Annotated in this window: 33 protein-coding genes; 11 read left to right on the forward strand and 22 right to left on the reverse strand. The window is 69.3% G+C overall.

Annotation, left to right across the window (positions count from 1 at the left end):
- From WC969_15225 to WC969_15305, 17 genes are all read right to left on the reverse strand, one after another.
- On the reverse strand, positions 1-234 hold a 234-nt coding region (locus tag WC969_15225), incomplete at its 3' end, for a hypothetical protein (GenBank protein MFA6031203.1).
- 53 nt (positions 235-287) lie between these two features.
- Entirely contained in the window at positions 288-770 is a 483-nt protein-coding gene (locus tag WC969_15230; protein ID MFA6031204.1) for a hypothetical protein, read from the reverse strand.
- A gap of 6 nt (positions 771-776) precedes the next feature.
- On the reverse strand, positions 777-1733 hold the full coding sequence (locus WC969_15235) for a hypothetical protein (protein MFA6031205.1): 957 nt from the start codon (positions 1731-1733) through the stop codon (positions 777-779).
- 136 nt (positions 1734-1869) lie between these two features.
- Positions 1870-2559 (reverse strand): hypothetical protein, encoded by a 690-nt coding sequence (locus tag WC969_15240; GenBank protein MFA6031206.1) that lies wholly within the window; start codon positions 2557-2559, stop codon positions 1870-1872.
- A 124-nt stretch (positions 2560-2683) separates the two neighbouring features.
- A complete protein-coding gene (locus tag WC969_15245) occupies positions 2684-3514 on the reverse strand; it encodes a hypothetical protein (GenBank protein MFA6031207.1) in 831 nt (276 codons plus the stop codon).
- The gene (locus WC969_15250) at positions 3511-3960 is read right to left on the reverse strand and encodes a hypothetical protein (protein ID MFA6031208.1); all 450 of its coding nucleotides are present in this window, start codon (positions 3958-3960) and stop codon (positions 3511-3513) included. Before WC969_15250 ends, WC969_15245 begins: the two co-directional genes overlap by 4 nt.
- On the reverse strand, positions 3957-4931 hold the full coding sequence (locus WC969_15255) for a hypothetical protein (GenBank protein MFA6031209.1): 975 nt from the start codon (positions 4929-4931) through the stop codon (positions 3957-3959). The genes WC969_15250 and WC969_15255 overlap by 4 nt, the downstream gene beginning before the upstream one ends.
- Positions 4928-6013 (reverse strand): hypothetical protein, encoded by a 1086-nt coding sequence (locus WC969_15260; protein ID MFA6031210.1) that lies wholly within the window; start codon positions 6011-6013, stop codon positions 4928-4930. The genes WC969_15255 and WC969_15260 overlap by 4 nt, the downstream gene beginning before the upstream one ends.
- Positions 6013-7062, reverse strand: coding sequence for a transglutaminase-like domain-containing protein (locus WC969_15265; protein MFA6031211.1), 1050 nt, complete (start codon positions 7060-7062; stop codon positions 6013-6015). Before WC969_15265 ends, WC969_15260 begins: the two co-directional genes overlap by 1 nt.
- Positions 7059-7961 (reverse strand): hypothetical protein, encoded by a 903-nt coding sequence (locus WC969_15270; protein ID MFA6031212.1) that lies wholly within the window; start codon positions 7959-7961, stop codon positions 7059-7061. Before WC969_15270 ends, WC969_15265 begins: the two co-directional genes overlap by 4 nt.
- On the reverse strand, positions 7958-8182 hold the full coding sequence (locus WC969_15275) for a hypothetical protein (protein MFA6031213.1): 225 nt from the start codon (positions 8180-8182) through the stop codon (positions 7958-7960). The genes WC969_15270 and WC969_15275 overlap by 4 nt, the downstream gene beginning before the upstream one ends.
- Positions 8183-8297: 115 nt before the next feature.
- Positions 8298-8519 (reverse strand): hypothetical protein, encoded by a 222-nt coding sequence (locus WC969_15280; protein ID MFA6031214.1) that lies wholly within the window; start codon positions 8517-8519, stop codon positions 8298-8300.
- A 77-nt stretch (positions 8520-8596) separates the two neighbouring features.
- The gene (locus tag WC969_15285; GenBank protein MFA6031215.1) at positions 8597-8983 is read right to left on the reverse strand and encodes a type II toxin-antitoxin system PemK/MazF family toxin; all 387 of its coding nucleotides are present in this window, start codon (positions 8981-8983) and stop codon (positions 8597-8599) included.
- Positions 8980-9666, reverse strand: a complete 687-nt coding sequence (locus tag WC969_15290; GenBank protein MFA6031216.1) for a hypothetical protein — start codon at positions 9664-9666, stop codon at positions 8980-8982. Before WC969_15290 ends, WC969_15285 begins: the two co-directional genes overlap by 4 nt.
- Positions 9667-9711: 45 nt before the next feature.
- Complete coding sequence (locus tag WC969_15295; GenBank protein ID MFA6031217.1) at positions 9712-10041, reverse strand: type II toxin-antitoxin system HicB family antitoxin; 330 nt, start codon at positions 10039-10041, stop codon at positions 9712-9714.
- A gap of 28 nt (positions 10042-10069) precedes the next feature.
- Complete coding sequence (locus tag WC969_15300) at positions 10070-10276, reverse strand: type II toxin-antitoxin system HicA family toxin (GenBank protein ID MFA6031218.1); 207 nt, start codon at positions 10274-10276, stop codon at positions 10070-10072.
- 17 nt (positions 10277-10293) lie between these two features.
- Positions 10294-10749: a helix-turn-helix domain-containing protein gene (locus WC969_15305; protein MFA6031219.1), complete on the reverse strand. Its 456-nt coding sequence runs from the start codon at positions 10747-10749 to the stop codon at positions 10294-10296.
- 149 nt (positions 10750-10898) lie between these two features.
- Between WC969_15305 and WC969_15310 the strand changes: the two genes are divergently transcribed.
- Genes WC969_15310 through WC969_15360 form a run of 11 tightly spaced genes read left to right on the forward strand, consistent with a single transcriptional unit; the run spans position 10899 to position 17106 of the window.
- A complete protein-coding gene (locus tag WC969_15310) occupies positions 10899-11288 on the forward strand; it encodes a hypothetical protein (protein MFA6031220.1) in 390 nt (129 codons plus the stop codon).
- Positions 11289-11305: 17 nt separating this feature from the next.
- On the forward strand, positions 11306-11692 hold the full coding sequence (locus WC969_15315; protein ID MFA6031221.1) for a hypothetical protein: 387 nt from the start codon (positions 11306-11308) through the stop codon (positions 11690-11692).
- Positions 11693-11741: 49 nt separating this feature from the next.
- Positions 11742-12989 (forward strand): hypothetical protein, encoded by a 1248-nt coding sequence (locus WC969_15320; GenBank protein ID MFA6031222.1) that lies wholly within the window; start codon positions 11742-11744, stop codon positions 12987-12989.
- Positions 12986-13159 carry a hypothetical protein gene (locus WC969_15325; protein MFA6031223.1) on the forward strand — a complete coding sequence of 58 codons (174 nt, stop codon included), beginning with the start codon at positions 12986-12988 and terminating at the stop codon, positions 13157-13159. The genes WC969_15320 and WC969_15325 overlap by 4 nt, the downstream gene beginning before the upstream one ends.
- Before the next feature lie 23 nt (positions 13160-13182).
- Positions 13183-14577 (forward strand): ParB/RepB/Spo0J family partition protein, encoded by a 1395-nt coding sequence (locus tag WC969_15330; GenBank protein ID MFA6031224.1) that lies wholly within the window; start codon positions 13183-13185, stop codon positions 14575-14577.
- Positions 14577-14768, forward strand: coding sequence for a hypothetical protein (locus WC969_15335; protein MFA6031225.1), 192 nt, complete (start codon positions 14577-14579; stop codon positions 14766-14768). The genes WC969_15330 and WC969_15335 overlap by 1 nt, the downstream gene beginning before the upstream one ends.
- 17 nt (positions 14769-14785) lie before the next feature.
- Positions 14786-15046, forward strand: a complete 261-nt coding sequence (locus WC969_15340) for a hypothetical protein (protein MFA6031226.1) — start codon at positions 14786-14788, stop codon at positions 15044-15046.
- A complete protein-coding gene (locus WC969_15345) occupies positions 15043-15315 on the forward strand; it encodes a DUF5348 domain-containing protein (protein MFA6031227.1) in 273 nt (90 codons plus the stop codon). The genes WC969_15340 and WC969_15345 overlap by 4 nt, the downstream gene beginning before the upstream one ends.
- Complete coding sequence (locus tag WC969_15350; protein MFA6031228.1) at positions 15312-15611, forward strand: hypothetical protein; 300 nt, start codon at positions 15312-15314, stop codon at positions 15609-15611. The genes WC969_15345 and WC969_15350 overlap by 4 nt, the downstream gene beginning before the upstream one ends.
- Complete coding sequence (locus tag WC969_15355; protein MFA6031229.1) at positions 15581-16054, forward strand: hypothetical protein; 474 nt, start codon at positions 15581-15583, stop codon at positions 16052-16054. Before WC969_15350 ends, WC969_15355 begins: the two co-directional genes overlap by 31 nt.
- 8 nt (positions 16055-16062) lie before the next feature.
- Entirely contained in the window at positions 16063-17106 is a 1044-nt protein-coding gene (locus tag WC969_15360; protein ID MFA6031230.1) for a site-specific integrase, read from the forward strand.
- A gap of 542 nt (positions 17107-17648) precedes the next feature.
- On the opposite strand, the gene WC969_15365 is transcribed toward WC969_15360, so the two are convergent.
- The 5 genes from WC969_15365 to WC969_15385 form a co-directional block, all read right to left on the reverse strand.
- The gene (locus WC969_15365; protein MFA6031231.1) at positions 17649-18248 is read right to left on the reverse strand and encodes a type II toxin-antitoxin system VapC family toxin; all 600 of its coding nucleotides are present in this window, start codon (positions 18246-18248) and stop codon (positions 17649-17651) included.
- The gene (locus WC969_15370; protein MFA6031232.1) at positions 18248-20533 is read right to left on the reverse strand and encodes a hypothetical protein; all 2286 of its coding nucleotides are present in this window, start codon (positions 20531-20533) and stop codon (positions 18248-18250) included. The genes WC969_15365 and WC969_15370 overlap by 1 nt, the downstream gene beginning before the upstream one ends.
- Before the next feature lie 12 nt (positions 20534-20545).
- On the reverse strand, positions 20546-21124 hold the full coding sequence (locus WC969_15375) for a hypothetical protein (GenBank protein MFA6031233.1): 579 nt from the start codon (positions 21122-21124) through the stop codon (positions 20546-20548).
- A gap of 63 nt (positions 21125-21187) precedes the next feature.
- The gene (locus WC969_15380) at positions 21188-21772 is read right to left on the reverse strand and encodes a hypothetical protein (GenBank protein ID MFA6031234.1); all 585 of its coding nucleotides are present in this window, start codon (positions 21770-21772) and stop codon (positions 21188-21190) included.
- A 71-nt stretch (positions 21773-21843) separates the two neighbouring features.
- A partial coding sequence (locus WC969_15385) for a lytic transglycosylase domain-containing protein (protein MFA6031235.1) occupies positions 21844-22258 on the reverse strand: 415 nt, incomplete at its 5' end.

The raw sequence follows: 22258 nt of genomic DNA on the forward strand, positions 1-22258 counted from the left end.
GCTCTTCCGATCTGAGAGGCCGTGCCCGTGGCCGTTGTCGCCGGTGCCGCCGGGCCCCTTCGGCGAGAGGTAGTCGCCGAAGCCCGACTCGTGCGCGATGGTCGCCGCGAGGAGCGCGGGCTTGATGCCGACCCGCCGGGCCTCGCGCCAGATGATCTCGCCGTACGGCTGCCCCGCGGGCGGCAGCGCCGCGAGGAAGCGGGCCTTCGGGATGTACCGAGCGAGCGCGATCACGCCAGCCGCAGCCACGAGGCCCCCTGCTACGAGGGCGATGAGCTGGCCCCGCGTCACGGCTTGTCCACCAGGCTGAGGAGCGCGAACTCCTCGAGGCTCTGCTCGTGGAACATGACGCCGACGATGGCGCCGGCGACGTGAGTGATGGTCGCTGGGGCCGTAGCCGGATCGATGAACGCGCGGAAGATCAGCGTGTGGTTCGGCGCGACGAGAATATTGCGACCCGCGGGCGTTCCGTCGGTGAAGGTCCAGACCTGGTCTTGCGCGGCTGCGCCAGGCCCGAACGCGACAGGCTTCGGGCTCTTGCCGCCCTGGTCAGCGATGTACAGGCGCCACGAAAGGCCCGTCACGAGGCGACTGAGCACGGTCGTCGTGGGGTTGAGCTGCACCGCCTGCAGCACAGACACGAACGCATACTGACCTGCGGCGGTCACGATCTGGCAGAGGTCGACCTCGCCGGCAGCGACCGGGCGCGCCACCGCCGCCCCGTAGACCTCGAGGCGCTGAAACCGGCTGTTCTCCGCGTAGATCGGCATCGATGCCTACAGCTTCCGGAGGAGGTGGCCGTGCAGCACGAAGTCGAAGTCGCAGACCGCGCCAACGGCTACCGGCAGCACGACTCGAAAGTTGATCGTCGTTCCCGCGTTGAGCGTGAGGGGAATCGGGAACTTCCATGCGGTGCGGGGCTGCGGCTCACCGACGGCCACCCACCGCGAAACAGGCTCGCTGAAGAAGATCCGATCGGTATCGAACCTGATGAGCGCCAGTCCGATCGGGTCGGGGCCTGGTGTGAAGGGCCAAGTATCGGACGCGACACCGCCCTCGAACACGTTGAGGGTGAAATCGTCGGCCAGGAAGTCGCGATCGAAGGTGAACTGAAGCGACGTTTCCTGCCCCGAGGGAGTTGCCGCTGGCACCGTGACGCGACCACCGTACGTGTACGGATCGAAGGCGAAGCCGAGCTGGGCGTATTCGGCCCGGGTGAGCTGCGCCGGATTGAGCGAGCCCTTCGGCCACTCGCGATAGCCCCGCCCGGCGAGGTGGAGCTGCAGCCCCTGCGCGCCAACGCCGGCCGCGCCGAGCGCCGCGACGAGATTTGCCTGCATCCGAACGATCTCGTTCGGCGCGTAGAACGCCCCTGCGCCGAGTCCCCACCAGCCGTTGTTGGCGCTGCCGACGAGGCTGATGTCGGCGAACTGGCTCACCGATTGATTGGTGCCGAGGGCGCCGATGGTCGGCATGAGCATCGTCGACACCGGGCCGTACGCCAGGATGCCGCCGCCATTCTGCTCCTGCGCCCCCGCGATCGTGAGGTCCTGCAGATCGATCGCATAGGGGCGTTTGATCGACAGGTTCACCTGGCTGCCGGCCGGCGACGCCGGAGGGAGACAGCCGAGCTGACCGCCCTGGTACAGCTCCATCCACGGCAGCAAGTCGACGACCTTTCGCCGCTCCATGAGGCGCCGTAGATAGGAGTCTCCGGGCACGTAGACAGGCATGATGACGTCGCCTCCGTCGGGCTGTTCCGTAGGGTCTGGGTGGTCGTCGATCGCTGGAGCCTGGCCGCACCCGACGCCGGCGGTCGCGAGGACCGCCAGCGCCGAGCACAGGACCAGTGAAGCGAGGCCGCGCACGTTACCGCTGCGCGCCGATGTTGAACTCGCCGACGCCGTACATCACGACGCCGATGATCGCGCCCTCGGTGGGGAAGTTGCCGGCGAGCGCCGCGAGGGCCGTGGCGCCGTTCGCGGTGGTGCTGAGGAAGGCGTTGAGCGCGGTCTCCTTGTCGAACACCACGCCCTTCGGGATCGGGAAGAGGCCCTGCGTCCCGAGCTGGCCGTTGCGGCTGCGCCAGAACGGCCCCAGGCCACTCGAGTCGGTGATGACGCTGTCGACGCCGACGCCCGGAGGCACCGTCAGCAGCGGCTGGCGCAGGATGACGCCCTGGCTCTGCTTCTGGAGCGTGAGCTGGCAGGTCTCGACGAGGATCTTGCCGACGTCGTCGGTGGCCGAGTCGCCCATGCCGCCCACGTACACGCCGATCGCTTCCGGAAAGAACTGGAAGAGCGGCTTGGCCGAGATGTCGAGCCAGTTGTTGTACGGGTGCTGGCCCTGCGGCTGGAAGGCCGCCGCCGCGCGGAAGATGTCGAACCCGTTGTTGTTGGCCGTGATCTGCGCGAGGCCCGTGGCGGCGCTGTTCCGGGCGCCCGTGAACTCGGCCGCCGCGAAGAGCCTGACCTTCATCGGGTTGCGGAGCTTCGCGATCGCGGCGTCGTCCGGGCCGGGCCGGTAGGTGTTGGGGTTCGGGTTGCTGGGTTCGGGCATCTGACCTCTCCTTGGGTCCGCGCTGCGCGCGGGGTTGTGGTGCGTCTGTCGGGCCTCGCGCTGCGCTGTCGAGTGTGTTCACGAGGTCGAGTGCAGACGTCTGCACTCGGCCCCTGGATGGTCGCTAGGAGTAGCGGTCCTCGCTGTAGTCGTTGCCGGAGAGCCCGTCGCCGCCCTGGTACGCGGGCACGATCGTTCCCTGGCCGCCGCCGATCGCCTGCGGGTTCGGGTACGCGTCGACGACGACGCCGGCGAGCATCCGCACCTCCCCCTCCTGGTCGAGGATCAGCGCGTCGTTGCCGAGCTGCCCGAGGAGCTGGGCCGGCCGCCGGCTGCCGTCGTCCATCTCGAGCTCGATGGCGCGCGGGCTGAAGCCCAGGAGGAGCTGTTCCTTGCCGGCGGCGTCGAGCTTGTAGAGCACGCCGTCCTTCGCGTAGACGCCCTCCGGCAACGTCTTGATCGCGAAGCCGGCCTTCTGCAGCACGTTCGCCTTGCCGTCCTTCGAGATCGCGGCCTCGGCGAGCAGGTGCCGCACGATCTGCGACCCGCCGACGCCCGCCATGCCCTTGCCCGCGGAGGGGCTGAACATGCCGACCACGGTGCCGAGGCCGATGCCCAGGACGCCGCCGGCGCCGGCCTTCACGGCGGAGCGGCCGAGCCCGTCCTTCTTCACGAGCTTGCCGGCGAAGTGGGCGCCGACCGTCGTCACGACCTCCGCGGCCGCGCCGCCGAGGGCCGCGACGCCCATGCCCATGATGTCGACGCCCGGGTTCTTCCGGCGCGACCGGCGGCGGTGCTTGGGGGCGGGCGCCGCGCTGCGACGACGGCGCTTGCCGCTCGTCTTCGCCGCGGCCTTACGGTGGCGCTTCTTGCCGCCGCTCTTCTTCGCCTTCTTCGCGCCGGCGCCCTTCTTGCCCTTGTTCACCGCGACCGTGTCCTCGATTGACTCGCTCATCCGTCGATCCCTCCTGGGGTCACGCGCAGCGTGCTCCCGGTGATTCGGTACACCTCACCCGCACGCTCGATGCGAGGCGGCCGCGTGAAAATGTGCTCGTACTCGTCGAAGCTGCCGTTCCATTTGCTCGAGCGGTAGCCGATCACGTTCACGTGCCCGCGGAACTCGGCCGAGCTCGTGATCCGCACCTGCACCCGCGTCGCACCGACGGGCACCAGGTCCGACCACCGCCGGTAGAGCTTCGCGGCTGCGCGCAGGTCCTCGTCGAAGTCCTCGAGCGGCTCCGGCTCCTCGGCGGGCATCGGCAGGATCCAGAGCCGCTGCGTCCCGGGCTCCGCGCAGAGCCAGTGCGGCCGCTTCCACGAGAGCGTGGAACGACGCCCGTCCTGTTCGACCCGCAGGTCGAGGACCTCGCCCAGCACTGCGACGGATGGCGGGAGCCTCACGCATGAGCCTCCTGTCGACGTCGCTTCCTGGGCTTGGCCGGGGCCTTGCGCGGACGCGGGTTCACCTTCCGAGCGGGCTGCCCCCGTTTGCTCCAGAGATAGAGCCCGATCGCCGTGGCCGAGAGGGCGCCGATGGTGGCCAGCACGATGACGATCGTCGGGGTGCCGTCCGCGCCTTCGTCCTTGAAGATTCCGGCGAGCTTCTTCGCGGCGTCGGGGTCGGTCTTCGCCAGCTCGATGATCGCCTTCTGCCGCTCGACCCGGGCCACCTCGTCGGCGTGCTTGAAGAAGGCCCACAGCGACACGGCGATCGACGCTGCGATCGCGATGACAGCGAACGCGCCGGCGACACCAACGAACGGGTTTCCGAGCCCTCCGCTGAGCTTCGCGAGGTTGGCGAAGTCCGCCGAGCCGCCGCCGTGCAGCGCGCGCAGCCCGGCCTCGAGGCCCTGGACGATCGTCTGCAGCGTGCCGAGGCTGGCCTTTGCCTTCGCCGCCGGCGGGCCCCAGTACAGATCCCGGACCTCGACCGAGAGCTTCTTGCGGATGGGCTCGAGCGCCTTCTTGTCGGCGTCGAACTTCGCCTGCGCCACGAGGAGGCCGTTGAGGTCGCTCCGCAGCTCGGCAACCTTCGCGTCGAGCGGCCTGAGCACGGCCTGCGACGCTTCGCCGAGAGTGTCCGCGAGGGCCGAATACCGGGCGACCCAGTCGATCTGACCCTGGAAGAGCTCCGCCTGTTTCTGCAGCTCGTCGCCGTAGGTCTGCCAGGTCGCGAGGGAGCGCTTGCCGGCGAGCACCTCGTCGCGTTGCTTGCCGGCCCACGCGTCGACGATCTTCGCGAAGGTGTTGTATGCGCCGAGGATCTGCTCCTGCTGGTCCTGCGCGGACACGTACGCGATCGCGGTGCGCCACGACGCCATCGCGGCCCGCACGGTGAGGATCTTCGGCTGCAGCTCGGCGGCGGTCGTCATCGGCGACGGCTCCGCTTCTTCCAGGCGCGCCGAATCAGCTCCTCGATCGTGACGGCTACAACCGTGACGCCCACGCCGATCATCACCTTCGCGCCGTTGCTGAGGCCCTTGGGCTCCTCGGTGACGAGGCGCTCCGTCGACGTGTCGAACTTCTCCGCCGGCGTCTTCTGCGTGAGCTGCGGCTGCGACGTGTCGCTGTATGCCGGCAGCACGCTCGGCAGCGAGCTCGAGGGGCCCGGCGAGCTCGGCGTGATGAGCTGCGTCGTCGGGGGCGCCTGCACGAGCGGCGGCGAGGTCGGCGGCGCCTGGACCACGACGGGCGGCGTACCTGGCGGAGCCTCGACCGGCGGCACGAGGGGCGGCGAAGCGGGCGTGACGGGCAGCACGAGCGGCGGTGTCTCCAGCGTCGGAGGAGGCGTTCCGGGCGGCGGATTCGTCGACGGCGGAGCGCCGCCAGGCGGCGGTCCAGAATCCATCGAGACCTGCATCCAGTCGAAGCGGCTGAGCGGTCGTCCGTCCTCGAATCGATAGTCCTCGCCGTCCCAGACCAGCCAGGCATTCAGATGGGGTGAGAAGAACCTCGCTCCCCTGCTTGCTGGCGGCCTGTCTCGCCTCTTCGGGGGCGGCGGCTTGTCGGCCGGCTGCGTCGTGTCCGTCGTCGTGGTCTTGAGCTCGCGAGCGATCGACGCTTCCTTGACCGAGACGCCCGGCTTCGGATCTTGCTTCTTCGAGCGTGTTTCCCGCTTCTTCTCGTCGTCGAACTGTTGCAGGGGCGACTGCCCGCCGTTCTTCCTGATGGTCGTCCGCTTCTGTGCAGACGTCTGCATGGGCGTCTTTTCGGACGCCTTCGCCGGGGTGCGCGCGGCGACGACTCGTCGTCCGCTGCCGCCCTTCGCGTCCGCGGTGGCGGTCGTGCGCGTCTGCTGCGCCTGCGCACGGGCTTTCTCGCCACCCGACTGCACGGTCGTTTGCGACGCCGCGGCCGGCGTCGAGGCCGGAGTCGTGCGGCTCGTCGAAACGGTGCGGCTCGGCCCCGTCTTCGGCAGGGCTCCGAGGCCGTCGCTGTAGGCGCGGACCAGCATCAGGCCGCCCGCCTCTTGCCCTGGCTCTTCTTGCGGCGCGGGTTGGCGCGCCGGGCCTTGGGCTTCCGGGTGAGCGCGTACAGGAGGCCGGCCACGACCGCGGCGCCGGCGACGCCCGCGACGACCTTCGTCGTGGTGCTCATGCCGGGCGCGGGAGCCGGCGGAGGAGGAGGCGGCGCGGCGGTGGTGGTCGTCGTCCCCTTCTTCTTGATGAGGCTCGACCGGCCCGTCGCGATGCGCGGCTTCTCCGAGGGCTGGCTCTTCGCCGCCGCAGCGGCCTGCGCAGCGGCGGCGTCCTTCGCGGCCTTCTCCGCGGCGGCCTGACGTGCCCAGGCCTCTTTCTGCACGGCAGCGGTCGCGTCGGCGGCGGCGACGATCGCGCTCCCACCAGGGATGAGGCTCCAGGCCGCGCGAACCCCGGTGTTCTCGGGCCGCGTGGGGTCGAAGGGCTTGATCAGGTCGTTGTAGAGGTCGAACCCGATCGGCTGCGGCCGCCGGCTGCCGTTGTACGCAGGGCGAAGCATGTAGGTCCTCCTGGCGCGGTGCGCTGGCTCGGTACCGACGTTGGCAGCGGGCCGACGAAACGACTTCGTGACGGGGTCGAACGGAACCCAGGTCCCGCGGTCCTTGTTGAAGACCTGCAGGTACACGTGGTGGTAGCCGGCCTCGGCGCCGAGCTGCGCGCGCTGGTCGACGACGCGCACCTTCACCGGGTGGCCGAGCGCCTCGAGGATGGAGCCCGCGACGATCGTGTACTTCTTGCAGTCCACGCCGCTGAGGCCCTCCCAGGCGCCGGGCGTGGTGAGGAGCTGCACGTCGACGGGGTCGGCGCGGTAGGGCGGCGCGTTGAGCCCGGTGAGGTAGTCCCAGGTCGCCTGAATCTCGGCGGTCGCGTCCTGCGGGGGTGCCAGACGCACGATGCGGCGCGCGAGCTCGCGCACGTCGGCGCGCTTCGCCTGGTCACGGATGATCGTGGTGATCTTCTCCACGAGCTGCTCCGTGCCAGCGAGCCCCGCCTGCAGCACCTCACGCGCGCCGACGACCCTCATGCCGCCTGACCTCCGCCCTGTGGGGTGCTCGGCAGGTGGATGCGCAGGACGCGCGGGCCGGTCGACTCCTCTTCCTTCGGCTGCTCCGTGGTGGTGGTGGGCTGCGTCGCCGGCGGCGGCGGCTGCGTGCCTCCGAGCTTGGCGGACTGGAGGGCGATCAGCTCGGTCTGCTTGCGCAGGACGTCGGCGCCGAGCTCGATGCGGTCGACGATCGCGTTGCCGAGTCTCGCGAGGAGGGTCTTGCCGCTCTCGCTGACGAGGAATTCCGCGGTGCTCTTCACGAGCGACTCGACGGCCTTCTTGTCGGGGTCCTTCTCTTCCTCGTCGTCGTCCCCCTTGGCGCTGCCTTTCTCGTCGGTGCCCGGCTCTTCGTCTTCCTCCTCCTCGTCGTCGTCGTCTTCGGGGCCGAGGAGCATCTTCTTGTACGCGTTGCGCTTCGTTTCGACCCGGATCAGCCGGTCGAGCTCCTCCTCTTCCGGTGAGACCGTCTGCGCGCCACGGTTCACCGCCCTCGAGGAGACCTCGTCGTCTGGCGGGGAGCCACCGGGGAGCCCCCGGGAGTCGCGGGGAAACGCAGAGGAACGGCGGGGAGTCTCGCCGGGAGCCTCGCGGGAGTCGGCGGGGAACTCGATATTGACCCTCGCGGACCCGATGTGAGCCCCCTTCGCCTTGAGCTTCACCTCGAAAAGGCCGCCGCCCTCGGTGGAGAAGGCGAGGACGTGCTCGACGAGCTGGTCGAGGACGGGGCGATCGCGGCGGAGCTCCAGGGAGCGGCCGACCGAGATCCGGGGCGACGCGCCGCCGAGCCGGGTCACGTACGCCCGCACGAGCTCATCGCCGGCGGAATCGAGGGCGGCCTCGAGCGTTTCGACCGGCTCGAGGGGCGTTTCCTCGCTCATCGCGACCCCCCAGCCAGGCGGCGGCGCTTGCGAGGGGCCGGCGAGCCGACCTGGACGTCGATTGTGACCTCGTCCCGCAGCATCTCAGCGATGCCAGCAACCACCTCGCCGGCGTCGGCCTGCATCTCGGGGGGAACGAGGTTCTTGACGGCGAGCCTGCCGAGGCCACGGAAAACGGATGCCGTGCCGGTCGACAGTTTGATGCGCCGCGAGCTCGCCATACGCGACAGGTTGGCGCCCGTTCGCGATCGTCGTCAACCCCTGCGTTTTCAGACAGATCCGTGATTTCCACGCATGATCCGCATGCATGGATCCGGATGACAAATCGGGGGTCGGTCAGACTGCGATGAACCGCACGTACACCACGCCGCCGATGACGAGGCCAGCCGTCTTCGTGACCTCCCAGACGGCTCCACCGTGCCCCGTCACCGTGAGGACGAGGGCGCTGACGACGAGCAGCGCTGCGATCGCGAAGTACCCGCGTCGCCGCTCGATGCGCTCGCGTGCGGCGAGTTCCTCCATCTTCATGGTGTGGCGACGCTCGCTGTCGATCGGCATGGCAGGTTCTCCCTGCCTGGGATCATAGCCTGCAACGATCCGCGGTGTTCGGTGCGCACGTCGGGGGTCGGTCGGGGCTACACGTCGGGGGTGCTGTCACCATCCTCGGAGGCATCCCGAAAGAGCGAGCCGAGAGCGACGCGAATCTTCCCGCGCACGGACTCGTCGATGCCCTTCGACACCCGCCAGAGGAAGCGTTCCGGCGAGATCGACAGGGTCCGCACCTGATGGCATTCCACGTACGACGGCGTGAGAGGAATACGGGCCTGGTGGCCGTCGAACTTGACCGTCCAGGGGCCGTGCTCCCCTGAGGTGATCGGCGCAACCGTCGCGAGCCCAAGTTCGTCAGGTACCCGGCTGCAGGACAGCACCACGGCGTAGTGCTCGCCCTTCTGCTCATGCCCGACCGGCTCACCGAGCCAGACCTTCCAGACTTCCCACTGTCGCGGAGGACGATCGCTCACGACTTGAGCTCGCGCTCAGCGACCTCGTCAGGCCGGAGATACAGCGGGCCCGACACGAAGCCGTACGCGTCCCGCGAGCGCTCCATCGCAGCGTGTCCCAGCAGCCTGAAGAACTCGGGCGTGCGTCGCTGGCGACCGCGCGCGTACAACGCGGCACGAGCGATGCTCACTGCGAAGTCGACGAAGAAGACGTCGTCGATGACCTGCGGCGCCTCGAGTCGAACTCGAACGCCCTGGGCTCGTGCCGAATCGCTGCGCATCGCCTTCTGGGCCAGCGTCGCCAGCATCAGCCGGGCGCGCTCGGCACTTTCGAAGAGGAGTGGCGCGTCAGTGCCGAGCCGACGCGACGCGCTTGGGCGATCCCACATCGACGCGGCAGTTCGTCGATGAACCTCGATATCCCGAGGTTCGAATTGCGTATGGAGGATCCCGCTCAGTGCCAGGAGCAACTCGGCGTGCTTCGGTAGAAGCTCCGCAACGAGGCCCTCAGCGTCATCGTCCGACTTGGCGCGAAGGATCGGAAGGATGCAGTCCTTGTGCATTCGCTCCGCGTACCAGGTGGCCGCCTGACGGAGCTTCTCGGGCAGACGATCCTCGATGGGCGGTGGCACGAGCCACAGCGACGTGCGCGGCACCACGGTCCGCGTCTGCCCAGATTCTCCGCTGAAAGACTTCGCGTTCATGTCCCCAACCCTACCACCCCGGCCCGCCGGCGTTGAGCCCCCCGCTCAGCCGCGGCGTCGGGTCTTCCGACGGCCCGGGTTCACCTGACGCGTCTCGCTGACGATCAGGTCGGGGTCGCTTTTGGAGGGGGGCACTCCGTACACCTTGAAGCCGGTGGCGGGGTTGATGCAGTCGTCGGGCACGTCGACGACGATGACCGCGTTCGGCTTCGCGGGAATTGGTGGATCGGGCTGGAAGAACTGCTCGATCGCGTCTTTCAGCATCGCAGCCGCTTCCTTCTCCGTGCGGCCGTTGCTGGCGATGTTGAGCTCGGCGCTGTGCGCGAGCCACCACTTGCCTTCGCGCCAGATTCTTGCGGGGAACTCGCGCCTCATGGACAGCCTCCGGTTCGATGATAGCGCTTCACGCGTCGAGCAACTCGCGGAGCCGCTCCCGCGAGATACCTGCGAGCTCGAAGATGCTGCGCAGCGTGCCTGGCGGAACGTCGCCGGTATGGACAGGCACTGGAACGAAGAGCCCTGACGGATGCCGATAGCCCTCGTGCTTGCCGTGGCGAGCACGCTCGAAACCTGCGCGCTTGAGGACTCGCACGACCTCTCGCACCGTCATCGTCGGCCACCTGTGGCTCACGGCTCCCCCTTCCGCTTCCCGTCGCCCTCCACCCCCTGCGCGGGGGCCGCTGCAGACGTCTGCACTTGCCCGCCCGGGGCGGCGAGCTGGAACCCGACGAGGCCCTTGAGGAGGGTGGCGGCGTGCTCGTCCTGGGCGGGGCTGAGCTGGCGGCTGAGCTCGCGGGCGGTGCGGGTCAGCGTCGTTTCGACGTTCGGGAGCTCAGCGACGTCATCGACCGAAACGCCGGTGATCCGCAGCACCTCGCGCAGGCACACCACGTCGAAGTGCAGCGCGTCGAGATGCACCTCGAGGGCCTTGGCGATCTTCTCCAGGTTGTAGCTGCGGGGCTGCGGACCGCCGGCCTCGATGTGGCTGATCGTCGGACCAGAGAGCTGAGTCATCCGAGCCACGTCGGCCTGAGACATGCCGCGTGCCGCTCGCAAGATCCGCAGTCGGTCTCCGATCTTCACGAAGTGCCCGTAACTGATTGAGGAATCATGGATCCGGGGACCGCCGGGCGCTTAACGGAACCGTGGCGTCCGATCACGGGTCTATTTTCCTGTTGCGCTTCTTCTATTTTCCGTAGATCATCGATTTTGGGTAGGGAGCGGAGGTCGCGATGGGCGGTCCGGGCAGCGGTCGGAAGAAGCACGGTCAGATGAGCTACCCGCGCGCGACGGCGAAGGCGAAGGCCGTCAGCTACGCCGTGATCGACAGCGGGATGACTCGACGTGAAATCTCGGCCCTCGCCAAGGTGAGCGCCGGTTGGGGAAGCGACATCCTCGCCGGACGGGTGAGCTGCAAGAAGGAGATCGCCGAGCGCTACGCCGACGTCCTCAAGCAGCCGCTCCTCGTCCTCTTCTTCATCGAGGAGGCACCACCCGCGAACCAGCCGGTGACCTCGGCTCCTCCGAAGCAGCCCCGCAAGGTGCGTCCTCCCGCCGAACCGCCGGAACAGGGTTCGCTCCCGCTCGTCGACACCGACGCGAAGACAGGGCACGCGGCGTGAGCACCACGCTGCGACTGGTGCCGCCGCTGCCGGCCGTCGCGACGTGCCGTTTCTGCGGCGCGCACGTCCAGGGGCCTGACCTCGCGCTGTGGCTGCTCGACAACGTGTGCCCGGAGTGCGCGCCGCTGCACTGCGCGGCCGAGCTGGAGCTCCTCACGTCGCGGCTCGTGGCGACGACCTGCCGGCGTCTGACGGGCCACACGCTCGAGGAGCTCGTCGACGAGTACGAGCGGCACTCGTATATCCCGACGTTCCGCTTCGACTGGCACGACGACCAGGACCTCGAGCGGTGGATCCTCGCTGAGATCTACGACCTCTCGATGTCGGCCGCCGGCTACGACGCGCGGTGCCACCGACTCGGCTCCTACACGGCGCCCGAGCCCCGACGAGGCGCCCACCCATGAACCCGAACCCCTGCCGTGCAGACGTCTGCACAACCGCCGAGGCACGCCCATGAGCTGGTCCCGGATCGATAACGACATCCGCTTCCACTACAAGGTGCTGCAGCTCGGCGTGATGATCGGCCGGCCGAACCTCGCGCACCGGTACCTGATCGATCTCATCTGCTGGCTCAGCAAGACGAAGCCCGACGGGTACATCAGCGACCTCGATCCCGCGGTCATCGCGAGCGCAGCGTTGCTCGACGCGGACATGGTGCCCGGCGAGTTCGTTCGCGCGCTCTCCGACAGCGGCATCGTCGACCCCGACGGCCAGCTGCACGACTGGGACGAGTACCAGGGCATCCGGCGCGAGCGGCAGGAGCGCGACACCGAGCGGAAGAAGGCGCAGCGGGCGCAAAAGCGTCCCAAATCCGACACCGGACAGCGTTCCTTCGAGGTGTTGCCGGGGAACGGCGGCGGCAACGGCGTCGGACGTCCGCAGGACGTCCGCACGATGTCCGCGGGACAGGCCTCGGACGTCCGAAGTGTGTCCGACGAGAATCCGCAGGACGTCCGCACGACGTCCGCGGGACAGAATGCGGACACGTCCGGAGGTGAACAGAAAACAGGCGCGGCGAACCTTGTCCGCAGGACGTCCGAAGGACATCCGCAGGACGTCCCGCGGACGTCTGAACCCTACGTAACGGTACGTAACGAAGATCTTACCCCCCTACCCCCAACGCCAGCCCCGACGTCGGCTACCCCCCCGACGAGGGTTGCCGAGGGGGTGGGGGGGCAAGGCTACGCACCAAGGGCCGGTCCGTCGGCGCGCTCGACGCGTGGAGCGCTGGCCCTGGACGGCCGACCGCGAACGCAGCTCGTGGCGGTGCCGAGCGGCGACGTCGCGGCCGTCTGGAGCCTGTTCGCCGAGGTCGCCGCGGCCCGCGGACTCGCGGTGCTTTTCACGCCCCACGAGGGCCAGGTCATCCGCGAGGCGCTCGAGCGCGCCACCGCCGAAAACCTCTGCAAGGCCGTGCTGGGCGTGGCCGGCGACCCGTACTACCGCGGCCGGCCGCTGCCCGCGCTGGTCCAGATGCTCAAGCCGGCGCACCTCGCGTGGAACGTCCAGCGCAACGGCGATCGAGGCTGGGTCGACCCGCGGCCGCGGTCGAAACCCCCGCCGGTGGTGAGCCCCGCGCCGGCGCCGCTGCCGACGTCGGAGGGCCCGCGGCGGCCGCTGAGCGAGCTCCTCGGCGGTGAGGGCGACAACGAATTCGTGCGGGGATTCCTGCGGAAACCGCGCGGTCCGGAGTCGACGTGAGCGACGCGGAGCCCAGGGCGACCTCGATCGTCGACGAGCGCGCCTACGAGGCCGCGCGGGTGGCCTGGTCCTCGCTGCGGCTGCTCCCACCCGAGGCCATCCGTTGGGCGATCCGCGTGCTGATCCGCCAGTACGAGACCACGACCGGCAAGACGTTCGACGCCACCTGACCCCTGAAATCCCGGAGGAAACGATGCAGGCCCAGTCAATCGCGATCGCCGATCTGCACCCGTCGCCGCTGAACCCTCGCAAGACGTTCGCCGCGATCGACGAGCTCGCCGCGAGCATCAGCTCGATGGGCATCCTCGAGCCGCTCCTCGTGCGGCGGAACGCGAAGGGCTACGAGATCATCGCCGGCGAGCGCCGGTGGCGGGCGGCGACGAAGCTGCACCTGGCCGAGGCGCCGTGCATCGTGCGCGAATTCAGCGACGAGCAGGCGCTCGAGGTCATGCTCATCGAGAACGTGCAGCGCGAGGACCTCAGCGCGCTCGAGCAGGGCGACGCGTACGCGCGGCTCCAGACCGACTGCAAGCTCACCATCGACCAGATCGTCGAGCGGACCGGCAAGTCGAAGGCGACGGTGTACGCCCGGATCAAGCTCGCGCAGCTCGGCGTCGAGGGCCGCGCGCTGCTGGCCGCCGGCCGCTACGACGCATCGACGGGGCTCGCGATCGCGCGCCTCCCGCTGAGTGTGCAGAAGCGGGCCGTCGAGGCGCTCCTCGCGCTCCCTGGCACCGAGCCGCTCCCGCACCGCGAGGCGGTCGAGGTCATCGCGCGCGACTGCTACCGGGAGATCGGGCAGGCGCAGTGGGACCTGAAGAAGCCCGACGTCGCGCCGAACTCGCCGGCCTGCACGACGTGCCCGAAGAACTCGCACAACTTCCCGGCGTCGGAGCGCCAGGCGCGCAGTGCAGACGTCTGCACTGACCTCGAGTGCTGGGACCGGAAGGCCAGCGTGCTCTTCCAGTTGAGCGTCAAGAAGGTCGAGCAGACGGGCGGCGGCGCGCTGTCGAAGAGCGACACGAAGAAGGCGTTCAACCAGTGGGGCGGCCTCAACTACGAGTGCGGCTTCGAGCTGCTCGAGCGCTCGAAGAAGGACGGACCGATCTACGTCGCCCTGGTCGAGGGGAGGATCTACCACGTCGTGAAGGTCGCCCAGCGCGCGGCGCGGAAGGAGCCCACCGCGCAAGACTGGGAGAAGCGCAACCGCGAGCTCGAGAAGAAGCACGCGGCCGAGCGTCAGGCGAAGGTCGACCAGCTCGAGGCGATGCTGCCTGGGCTCCAGAAGACGCACCAGCTCCCGCCGTGGTTCTGGGATGCGCTCCTCGAGGAGTACGGCGGGGCCATTCCGCAGCAGCTCTTCAAGAAGCTCAAGCTCGGCGGGGACGGTACTCGCGTCGCAGCGGTCCTCGGCTTCGTCGCCGCCGACATCACCGGCGAGGTCATGGAGGTCGCGGCGAAGACGTGGGGCGCGCCGCCGGCGGCGAAGGCTGCAGCGCCCGTGAAGGCCCAGCCGGCGAAGGTCGCGGCGAAGAAGGCCACGAAGAAGGCCACGAAGAAGGCCACGAAGAAGAAGGGCGGTCGCTGATGGCGGTCTTCCGCTTCGGCGCCGTCCTGACGCAGACGGTGCGACTCACCGGAATCAGCGTGAAAGACGGCAAATTCACGATCCTCGCGCAGGTGAAGAAGGCCGACGACGCGAGCTTCGAGCTCACACGCGAAGAGGCCGAGTCGATCCACCGGAACCTGGGCGAGCTGCTCGGCAAACCGAAGACCTGACAGGGAAGGGGGCCACGATGGCGATCGGCAGCGATCTCGAACTGAACGCGGACGCGGAAGCCGTTGACCTCTCGATGCAGTACGAGAAGAGCCTCCTGGCGATGCTCGAGGCCGCTGCGCGGGACTACTTCGCGTTCCCGGAGTCCCCGCGCTTTCGAGAGGAGATGGCCGGGCACCTCGAGCGCCTCGACCAGGTCCGGTCGGTGTGGCCCTGGTACAGCGAGCGATTCAAGGCGAAGTACCCGCGGGACTGCATCGCGGTGCGGATGTATCAATGACCGCCGCAGCCGTCGTCGACTGGCGCGAGGCGATCCTCGAGAAGTCGATCGCAGATCGGCGGTACCGGCTCGCGCACTGGGACATCGAGCTTCGGAGCGGCGACGCGCTCTCCGTCTACGACCGCGACCACTGGGAGCCCGGGCGCGTCGAGTACTCGCACGACCTGCGCGCCTACTACTTCACCGAGCCGCTCGACTGCCTCGACGGCCTGGTCACGCTCGCGCAGCTCGCCGAAGCGCGAGTCCTCGTGAGGGAGTGCCTGCCATGACCGCGCCCGCCGATACGAAGCGCCTCTACAGCGTGCGGGTCACGATCACGACGATCGTCGAGCTGCCCGACCACTTCCCGAAGCGAATCCCGGGGTTCGTCGAAGCCGCGGCACGGTTGGGCGTCGTGATTCGTGCGTCCCAGTTGAACGAGATCACCTCGCTCGCCGACCTCGACGCCTTCGCCGCTGAGCAGGGCGACGATCCGCAGCGATGGCGTCGAATGGCGCCGCTCTCGTTCGACAACCACAGGGAGCCGGGAACGCCGTGCGAGTCGATTCTCTGGCGGAAGCCATGACCGCCGCCGCCGACACGAAGAAGGCCACCTTCGACAAGGCCCTCGCACGGCGCACCGCGCTCCTGCCGCTCTCGCCGGAGCACGTCGCCGCGCTCCTGGACGTCACCCGCCGGTGGGTCGATCGTCACCTGATACCGTCGATGCGCGGCAGTGGCTCGCAAGGTCGGGTCTGGTTCGAGTGGGCGGACGTCCAGCGTCAGCTCCGAGGTCACGCATGCGGGAAAAACGGTTCCGGTACTCGTCTCCTGCAGGCGAAGAGTTCACGCTCGTCGAGCGCGGAAAAGACTGCTGGTTCCTCGACTGCCGAACCCGAGGAAGCCGTCGCATCCGCGAGGCCGTTGGCCGAGGAGATCGAGGAGAAGCTGCGCGCGTCGCCGGCGCCCGCGTCGACGCGGCGCGGCGGCGGACGGCCCTCTCTGACGCTCCACCGCTCGCGCGAGTAGCCGCGGAAATGCTCGCGTCGAAGATGTGGCAGGCCAAGGCGGCGAGCTACCGCTCGCACATGGTCTGCCACCTCAAGCACTACGTGCTCCCGGCCCTCGGCGCCGACACGCCGATCGACCGGATCACCGCCGACGACCTGCGCCGCTTCAAGCACGAGCTCGCCGACGGCGACCTCACCCTGCGCACGTGCAACCGCATCCTCGTGACGATCCGGCAGGTGCTCAAGTACGCCGACGACTCCGCCGGGTACTGCAGCACGCCCTCGCTGCCCCGGAACTTCCGCGAGAGCGCGCAGGAGCTCGCCGACGCCTGGCACCGGCTGCAGCCCGCCGAGGTCGCCCACCTCCTCGCGCACGTCGGCGACGACACGCGGCCGTTCTTCACCTACGTCGCGAACACGGGTCTTCGCGTGGGCACCGCCCTCGAGACCCTCGAGGACTGGGTCGACCTGGACCAGCGGATCGTGCGCTACCCCGCCGGCGTGATGAAGGGCCGGCGTCCGCACGTCGTTGAGCTCAACGACGACGCCCTCGCGGCGCTGCGCGTTGCCCTCGAGCGCTCGCCTGGTGAGCCGTGGCCCTGGACGTACTGGTTCGCGCGCACGCGCTGGCTCGAGGCCCGCGCCGCCGCCGGCCTGCCCGACGTGCGGATCCACGACCTGCGGCACTCCTGGGTGAGCAACCAGCTCGACGCCGGCACGCCGATCCACGTGGTGCGCGACATGGCGGCGCACGCCTCGCTGTCGACGACGCAGCTCTACGCGCACTCGAGCGACGAGGCCCGTCGAAAGGCCGCCGGCGCCGTGCGGGTGCCCGTCGACCTGACCCTCGGAGCTGCCGTGCAGACGTCTGCACAGGCCCCGGCCGCGGCCCCCGCGGACACAAGGACGGACACACGGAAGCGGGCAAAGAAAGAGCCCCTGTCCCGCAAGGTCGCGGAAACAGGGGCTCAAGTGGTGCCCAGGGGCGGAATCGAACCACCGACACGGGGATTTTCAGAAGAAGCCCGCCTGTACGACCTGATCGCGAAACGCCGGATTTCCAGCGGATAGCGCCTCTTTCGCGGTGCTCGCCGGGCGTCAGCCGTGGACGAAAGACACCGTCCGGGACGCACCGTCGGCCACTAGGACCTGAACGCCTGAGCAACGCAGCCACGAGCTGCAGGAGTTGCACGATGCTGGACCAGAAGGTCGTGCTGGAGCGGGAGGTGTGGTTCATCGTCGTTGGACACCCCCAGGAGCGACACTGCATGATCTCAGTCGATCATGATTCACCGTGCTTTTCGGAGGCTCAGGCGCGAAAGCAGTTGGAGCGTCTGGAGAGGCAGGCACGGCCCGACGGGAATCTCGAGTACGGGATCGTTCGCTTCGTCGTGGAGTCCGGCCGATGAGCGACCTGATGCAGCAGCTCTTTCCTGGTCTTGGCACCGCGGAGGCTGACGCGAAATTCGCTGCTGCTACGGCTCATGTCCAAGCGTGTCTGCAATGCCGGACGGCTGCAGAGCACAAGCTCGGGCCCTGCCTATACGGGGCCAAGCTGGCAGGCGACGCACTCGCGTTCGCCATGCGCGGTTCGGCCAAGACGGACGCCGCGGTCACTCCCCTCGCTTCCGGTCCTTCCGTATCAGCTCGTTGATTTCCTCGCTGGTGATCGGCCGCTTCGGCTTGAGTGGCGCCACGTCGTCTTCGGTCGGAATCGGCGCGGCGACGGACGGCGGAGCCAGGCTGCGTACGTCAATCACGCGCACCCGCAGCGGCCGCGCGTCGTTCGACTTGAAGAGGTGGCCGCGGCTCTCGCTGGTAATGAGCTCGGCGCAGTTGCCGAGGTGAGCGGCTGCCAGGTGCAGGGCATCGATGCCGGAGATCCCGCTCTCGCGGCCGAGCTCCCGCGCCTTCCGGTAGATGTCCTCAAGCGTCGCGTCGACAGGGCTGCATTCGCGAAGGAGTTGGAGGCGAACCGCCAGCTCGTCATGAAACCGGCGTTCGGCCTCGACTGGTGGCAGGACCTCGAGATCGATGAACGGAGACGACACGAACACGCGACTTCTCTCGCCGAGGGTCTTCCACGCCCCCGCCCATTCAGCCCGGTCACGATGGAAATTGGCGGTGCGATCGCGATAGCGCGCATCCGTCGGCGAGGGCTTGGCTTTGCTGGCGGCGATGAACACGCCCGCGTCGAGAAACGTGCGGATCATCAGGTGGTCGGACGGCCGAGCTGCTCGAGCTCCTGTGCGACCTCGCCATAGTTGCCGAGGCCGCCGTTCCGCTCTGCGGTCCGCCGAAGCGCGAGGAGGCGCTGAGCCCTTTCGCCGAGGCTTCCGCCGTCCGAGTCCCGAAGCATCTGCTCGAGCTCGTCCGTCTCCGGGGTGTCGCTCACCGGCGGCGGCTGTGCGACGGTCGGTGCTGCGTTTCGAGCGCCCATGCGCGCCTCCCGGGGCGATTGTACCACCGGGTTCCGTCGACGCCCACTCGCGCCGGCCGCGAGCCGCTTGAGCTGCCGCGCCAGGGCGGTCCGGAGCTGCGGCATGGCGCCCTTGGTGCCGAACACCCGCCGGGGCAGCCCCTTGCCGTTCAGCTCGACCTGCAGGAGGTGCGGAGCTGAACGCCGGACCACGCGCACGGTCGCCCCGGGAAGGCCGCTCCCAAGCCCCAGGACGAGCTCCCGGGCCAGTTGCCGGGTCGTGCGGGCCTCGGAGAGCAGGACGGCCACCAGACGCCGCGGGTTCGACTTGCGGCCGCCGCGGGGGTCGATGAGGAGCCCGCCGGCGTCGATCGCCAACCCCTGCGACCTTGCGAGCCGCTTCGCCGCGTCGAGGGCTGTCTCCAAGGCGGTCTTCGTCGTCTCGCCGCGGGAGTACACCTCCACCACCTTGCCGGCGTCGTTCACGTGGGCCAGGGCGGGCCGGTAGAGGTCGACGCCGGCGGCGTTCTTGCCGGCGTGCTCGATGACCACGCGCAGCTCCCCGCTGCTCTTGCTTCCCTCCGGGTTCGGCCGCCGGCGGGCCCCGTCGCACGCGCAGGGGTTCACCGCGCGGCGGAACAGGGCGTGCGCGACCTCGTCGTCGGTCGGGGGCTTGCCGAACAGGACGGCCTGGCGCGGGTCGAACGCGGCGACGTTCGCCCACCGGCGGAAGCGTTCGGCGATCGCCTTCTGCCCGTCCTCGAGGAGCACCCGCGCGAGCTCCTCCGCCTCCGGGTTCGGGGCGCGCTTCTTGAACATGTTCGGCTGGTCGAGGAGTTGCTCGAGCGTCATCTTGTGCGCGGCCGCCTCGTTCACCAGGTCGACCGCGGCCTGCAGCGTGCCGAGCCTCGAGAACGACGGGTTGACGCCCTCCACCTTCACGAGGAAGGGCACGGCGCGCTCGACCTTGCGCAGGATCGCCGGCGACGTCGTCGAGAGGCGCTGCGAGGTCCCGAGCACTCGGCCGAGGAACATGCCCTCGAGCTCGTCCTTCGCACGGTCGGTGAGCGCTCCGCTGATCGTCCAGTCGGCCCGGTTCTGCGCCGTGATGATGCCGTCCGCCTCGAGGACCCGCAGAAAGGCCTCGGGAGAGTCGCGCATCAGGTCGCGCAACGACTTCTCGCCGGCGCCGGCGAGGAGCTCGCCGAGGGTCGCGATCGTGTTCTCGGAGAGCTGGCGGGCCTTCGCGACGGCGCGGGCGCGGTCGTCGAGGGCCGCGGTCATCGTCTCGTTGTACCGGCGCACCGCGGCCGAGAGCTCGCGCACGGGTGACGCAGCGGTGAGGCCCTGGACGACCCGCACCAGGATCGGTTGGTGGAGCTTCTTCACCTGCTCCACCTGCAGGCCGAACTCAGCGGCGCGCCGGACCAGGTCCTGCCGGTACGCGGTCGCGGCGGGCGTGTCCTCGGCGTAGGCGCGGCGGATCATCATGCTGCGGCCGTTGCCGCCGAGCACGATCGCGCGGTCGCCGGCGGTCACGAGGGGCGGACCAGCCTCCGGCGTCGGCGAACGGTTGATGACGACGGCGGGGTTGAGCGTCTGAGCGCCGACGATCACCTTCCTCTGTTCGTTGGGGTCGCGGTCGTAGACGCGCTCCTGAACCTCGGCGGGGTACTGCGGATCGGCCGCGAACGACTGCGGGTTGTGCGACGACACGATGAGCGCCGCCTCGCGCGCCTCGAAGCGCACGGGCTCACCCTGCGGCCGCTGCGGCGTGAACACGACGGCGTCGGCACTCTCGAGCTTCGGCGGGCACGCGACCCGCAGCTCGCGCTCGAGCTCGCCGTACCCGGTCGCGAGGAGCTCCTCAGCCGCGGCCTTGTGCTTGCGAGCGGCGATCGGCTTCTTCGCGCCCGGCTCGAGGAGCGCCCAGCGCTCGCCGTGCCGCTTCAGCTCCACCGACTTGCCCTCGCGCAGCGCGTCGAGGAGGCACACGGGCACCCGAGGGCAGGCTTCCACCTTCCGTGCAGACGTCTGCACAGGGCGCTTCTTCCCCTTGTTCGCGGCCCGTGCGTCCATCGCAGCGCTCCTCTACCAGCGGCGCCAGCCCGCCTTGTGCGCGAATCGGTGGATTCCCGTCGCGTCGACCTCGAGCTCGCAGCGCGAACCGTCGGCGTGCACGACCTCGCAGCGCGGACCCCTCGAGTCGACCACCGCCTGCGGGGCGCCCGGCCGGAGCTTCTCGTGCAGATCGGCGCGCAGCAGGTGCGTGCGCTCGACGGGATTGGCTTCCTTGTCCTGCAGCACGTCGAACACGATCCGGAGCCGATCCGAAAAGTGCAGCAGGATCGGGGCGTACGGGCCGGGTGGGGTCGGTCGCTTCGCGAGCTCCTCGAGATCGCTCCTGACGTCCTCGAGGAGAACGCATGCGTTCTGTCGCGAGAGCTGCTGGCCTTGGATGAAGTCCGTTGCGTCGTGCAGGCCGCCCCACGGCGCCTGATCCTCCGGCTCGTCGACGAGCTGCTCCGCCGGCTTGTCCTCGACGGCCGCCTCGAGCTTCTCCTCGACGGGATGCTCGGCAGGCTCCTCGAGCTTCTCCTCCACCGGCGCCTCGAGCTTCTCCTCGACGGGATGCTCCTGCGGCGGCCGCTCCTTGTGGTGCTTTGCCATGGTGCTCTCCCGACTCCGAGGAGGGCCCGTGCAGACGTCTGCACGAGCCCCCTCGAGGTGCTGTTACGCCACGCGCACGCAGTGGATGACGACCTGGCAGGCGGTGTTCGCGGCCGCCATTTTGAACATGTTCACGCGGATCGTCCCGAGCGCGGCGATGTCGTTGGTGGTGTCATCGATGGCGCCAGCGCGCACGATCGTCTGATCCATCACGTTGATGCTCATGGCGTCGGAGATCGGGGCGCCCATGCCGGTCTGGACCTGGATCGTGTCGCCCATGCCGCCAGCTCCGACCTTCTTGATCACGTGCACGTCGAGGATGCGCACCTTGAACGTCGTGACGAAATCGGTCGGCGCGGACGGGCCGTCGGCGATGTTCACCGTGAACTTCAGAGCGAGGCCCGCGATCGCGTCGCCGTCCGCGAGGTTCTTGGCCACCGTGGCGTCGAGCGAGCCCGCCACGAGCATCGCCTGCGTGATGGTGCCGGGCGGGATGACCGGCAGGGCCACCAGGCCCCACACGCCGCCGGCCTTCACCGCGAAGCCGTTGTCGGCGATGGACCACGCCACAGAGCCGTTGGGCGAGGCGGCGGGCATGCCGGCGACATTGGCCCACGAGCGGACTGCAGGACGGTTGAACGGTGCCATGGCCTTGCTCCCGTGCGCCTCCTACGGCGCCTGGAAAAACCGGCTCCGCGGGGTGCGGAGCTCGGGACGTGTCAGGCCTGCGCGCGTGCCTGCAGGCGATCGAGCTGGGCCGCTACGTTCGTGACGTAGCTGCGCCCCTGCTTGTCGTGGGTCGTGACGCTGGCGGCTTCCTTGCCGGCTGCGAGGGCCTGCCGAACGCGGCTCACGCCAGCGTTGTAGGCGGCGACGCCGGCGGCGACGTTGCCCGGAAACGCCTTGAGCGACGCGGCGAGGATCTCCGCGCCTTTCGCGATGTTCACTGCCGGATCGCGCCAGTCGTGCGTGTTGAGCCAGGCGGACCAGGTGCCGTCGTCGATCTGCGAGAGGCCGTGCCCGTGGCCGTTGTCGCCGGTGCCGCCGGGCCCCTTCGGCGAGAGGTAGTCGCCGAAGCCCGACTCGTGCGCGATGGTCGCCGCGAGGAGCGCGGGCTTGATGCCGACCCGCCGG

The organism is Elusimicrobiota bacterium, assembly GCA_041660925.1.
Taxonomy (GTDB): Bacteria; Elusimicrobiota; Elusimicrobia; order UBA1565; family UBA1565; genus JBAZUV01.

Excerpts from the sequence above, each read along its gene's own strand:
- WC969_15295 (MFA6031217.1), bottom strand. The coding sequence starts at position 10,041 with ATGAGGCGCGAGTTCCCCGCAAGAATCTGGCGCGAAGGCAAGTGGTGG.
- WC969_15375 (MFA6031233.1), bottom strand. The coding sequence starts at position 21,124 with ATGGCAAAGCACCACAAGGAGCGGCCGCCGCAGGAGCATCCCGTCGAG.
- WC969_15345 (MFA6031227.1), top strand. The coding sequence starts at position 15,043 with ATGACCGCCGCAGCCGTCGTCGACTGGCGCGAGGCGATCCTCGAGAAG.
- WC969_15260 (MFA6031210.1), bottom strand. The coding sequence starts at position 6,013 with ATGCTGGTCCGCGCCTACAGCGACGGCCTCGGAGCCCTGCCGAAGACG.
- WC969_15270 (MFA6031212.1), bottom strand. The coding sequence starts at position 7,961 with ATGAGCGAGGAAACGCCCCTCGAGCCGGTCGAAACGCTCGAGGCCGCC.
- WC969_15380 (MFA6031234.1), bottom strand. The coding sequence starts at position 21,772 with ATGGCACCGTTCAACCGTCCTGCAGTCCGCTCGTGGGCCAATGTCGCC.
- WC969_15310 (MFA6031220.1), top strand. The coding sequence starts at position 10,899 with ATGGGCGGTCCGGGCAGCGGTCGGAAGAAGCACGGTCAGATGAGCTAC.
- WC969_15300 (MFA6031218.1), bottom strand. The coding sequence starts at position 10,276 with ATGACGGTGCGAGAGGTCGTGCGAGTCCTCAAGCGCGCAGGTTTCGAG.
- WC969_15245 (MFA6031207.1), bottom strand. The coding sequence starts at position 3,514 with ATGAGCGAGTCAATCGAGGACACGGTCGCGGTGAACAAGGGCAAGAAG.
- WC969_15335 (MFA6031225.1), top strand. The coding sequence starts at position 14,577 with ATGGCGGTCTTCCGCTTCGGCGCCGTCCTGACGCAGACGGTGCGACTC.
- WC969_15320 (MFA6031222.1), top strand. The coding sequence starts at position 11,742 with ATGAGCTGGTCCCGGATCGATAACGACATCCGCTTCCACTACAAGGTG.
- WC969_15240 (MFA6031206.1), bottom strand. The coding sequence starts at position 2,559 with ATGCCCGAACCCAGCAACCCGAACCCCAACACCTACCGGCCCGGCCCG.
- WC969_15235 (MFA6031205.1), bottom strand. The coding sequence starts at position 1,733 with ATGCCTGTCTACGTGCCCGGAGACTCCTATCTACGGCGCCTCATGGAG.
- WC969_15370 (MFA6031232.1), bottom strand. The coding sequence starts at position 20,533 with ATGGACGCACGGGCCGCGAACAAGGGGAAGAAGCGCCCTGTGCAGACG.
- WC969_15290 (MFA6031216.1), bottom strand. The coding sequence starts at position 9,666 with ATGAACGCGAAGTCTTTCAGCGGAGAATCTGGGCAGACGCGGACCGTG.
- WC969_15350 (MFA6031228.1), top strand. The coding sequence starts at position 15,312 with ATGACCGCGCCCGCCGATACGAAGCGCCTCTACAGCGTGCGGGTCACG.
- WC969_15365 (MFA6031231.1), bottom strand. The coding sequence starts at position 18,248 with ATGATCCGCACGTTTCTCGACGCGGGCGTGTTCATCGCCGCCAGCAAA.
- WC969_15255 (MFA6031209.1), bottom strand. The coding sequence starts at position 4,931 with ATGACGACCGCCGCCGAGCTGCAGCCGAAGATCCTCACCGTGCGGGCC.
- WC969_15275 (MFA6031213.1), bottom strand. The coding sequence starts at position 8,182 with ATGGCGAGCTCGCGGCGCATCAAACTGTCGACCGGCACGGCATCCGTT.
- WC969_15265 (MFA6031211.1), bottom strand. The coding sequence starts at position 7,062 with ATGAGGGTCGTCGGCGCGCGTGAGGTGCTGCAGGCGGGGCTCGCTGGC.
- WC969_15330 (MFA6031224.1), top strand. The coding sequence starts at position 13,183 with ATGCAGGCCCAGTCAATCGCGATCGCCGATCTGCACCCGTCGCCGCTG.
- WC969_15360 (MFA6031230.1), top strand. The coding sequence starts at position 16,063 with ATGCTCGCGTCGAAGATGTGGCAGGCCAAGGCGGCGAGCTACCGCTCG.
- WC969_15340 (MFA6031226.1), top strand. The coding sequence starts at position 14,786 with ATGGCGATCGGCAGCGATCTCGAACTGAACGCGGACGCGGAAGCCGTT.
- WC969_15230 (MFA6031204.1), bottom strand. The coding sequence starts at position 770 with ATGCCGATCTACGCGGAGAACAGCCGGTTTCAGCGCCTCGAGGTCTAC.
- WC969_15280 (MFA6031214.1), bottom strand. The coding sequence starts at position 8,519 with ATGCCGATCGACAGCGAGCGTCGCCACACCATGAAGATGGAGGAACTC.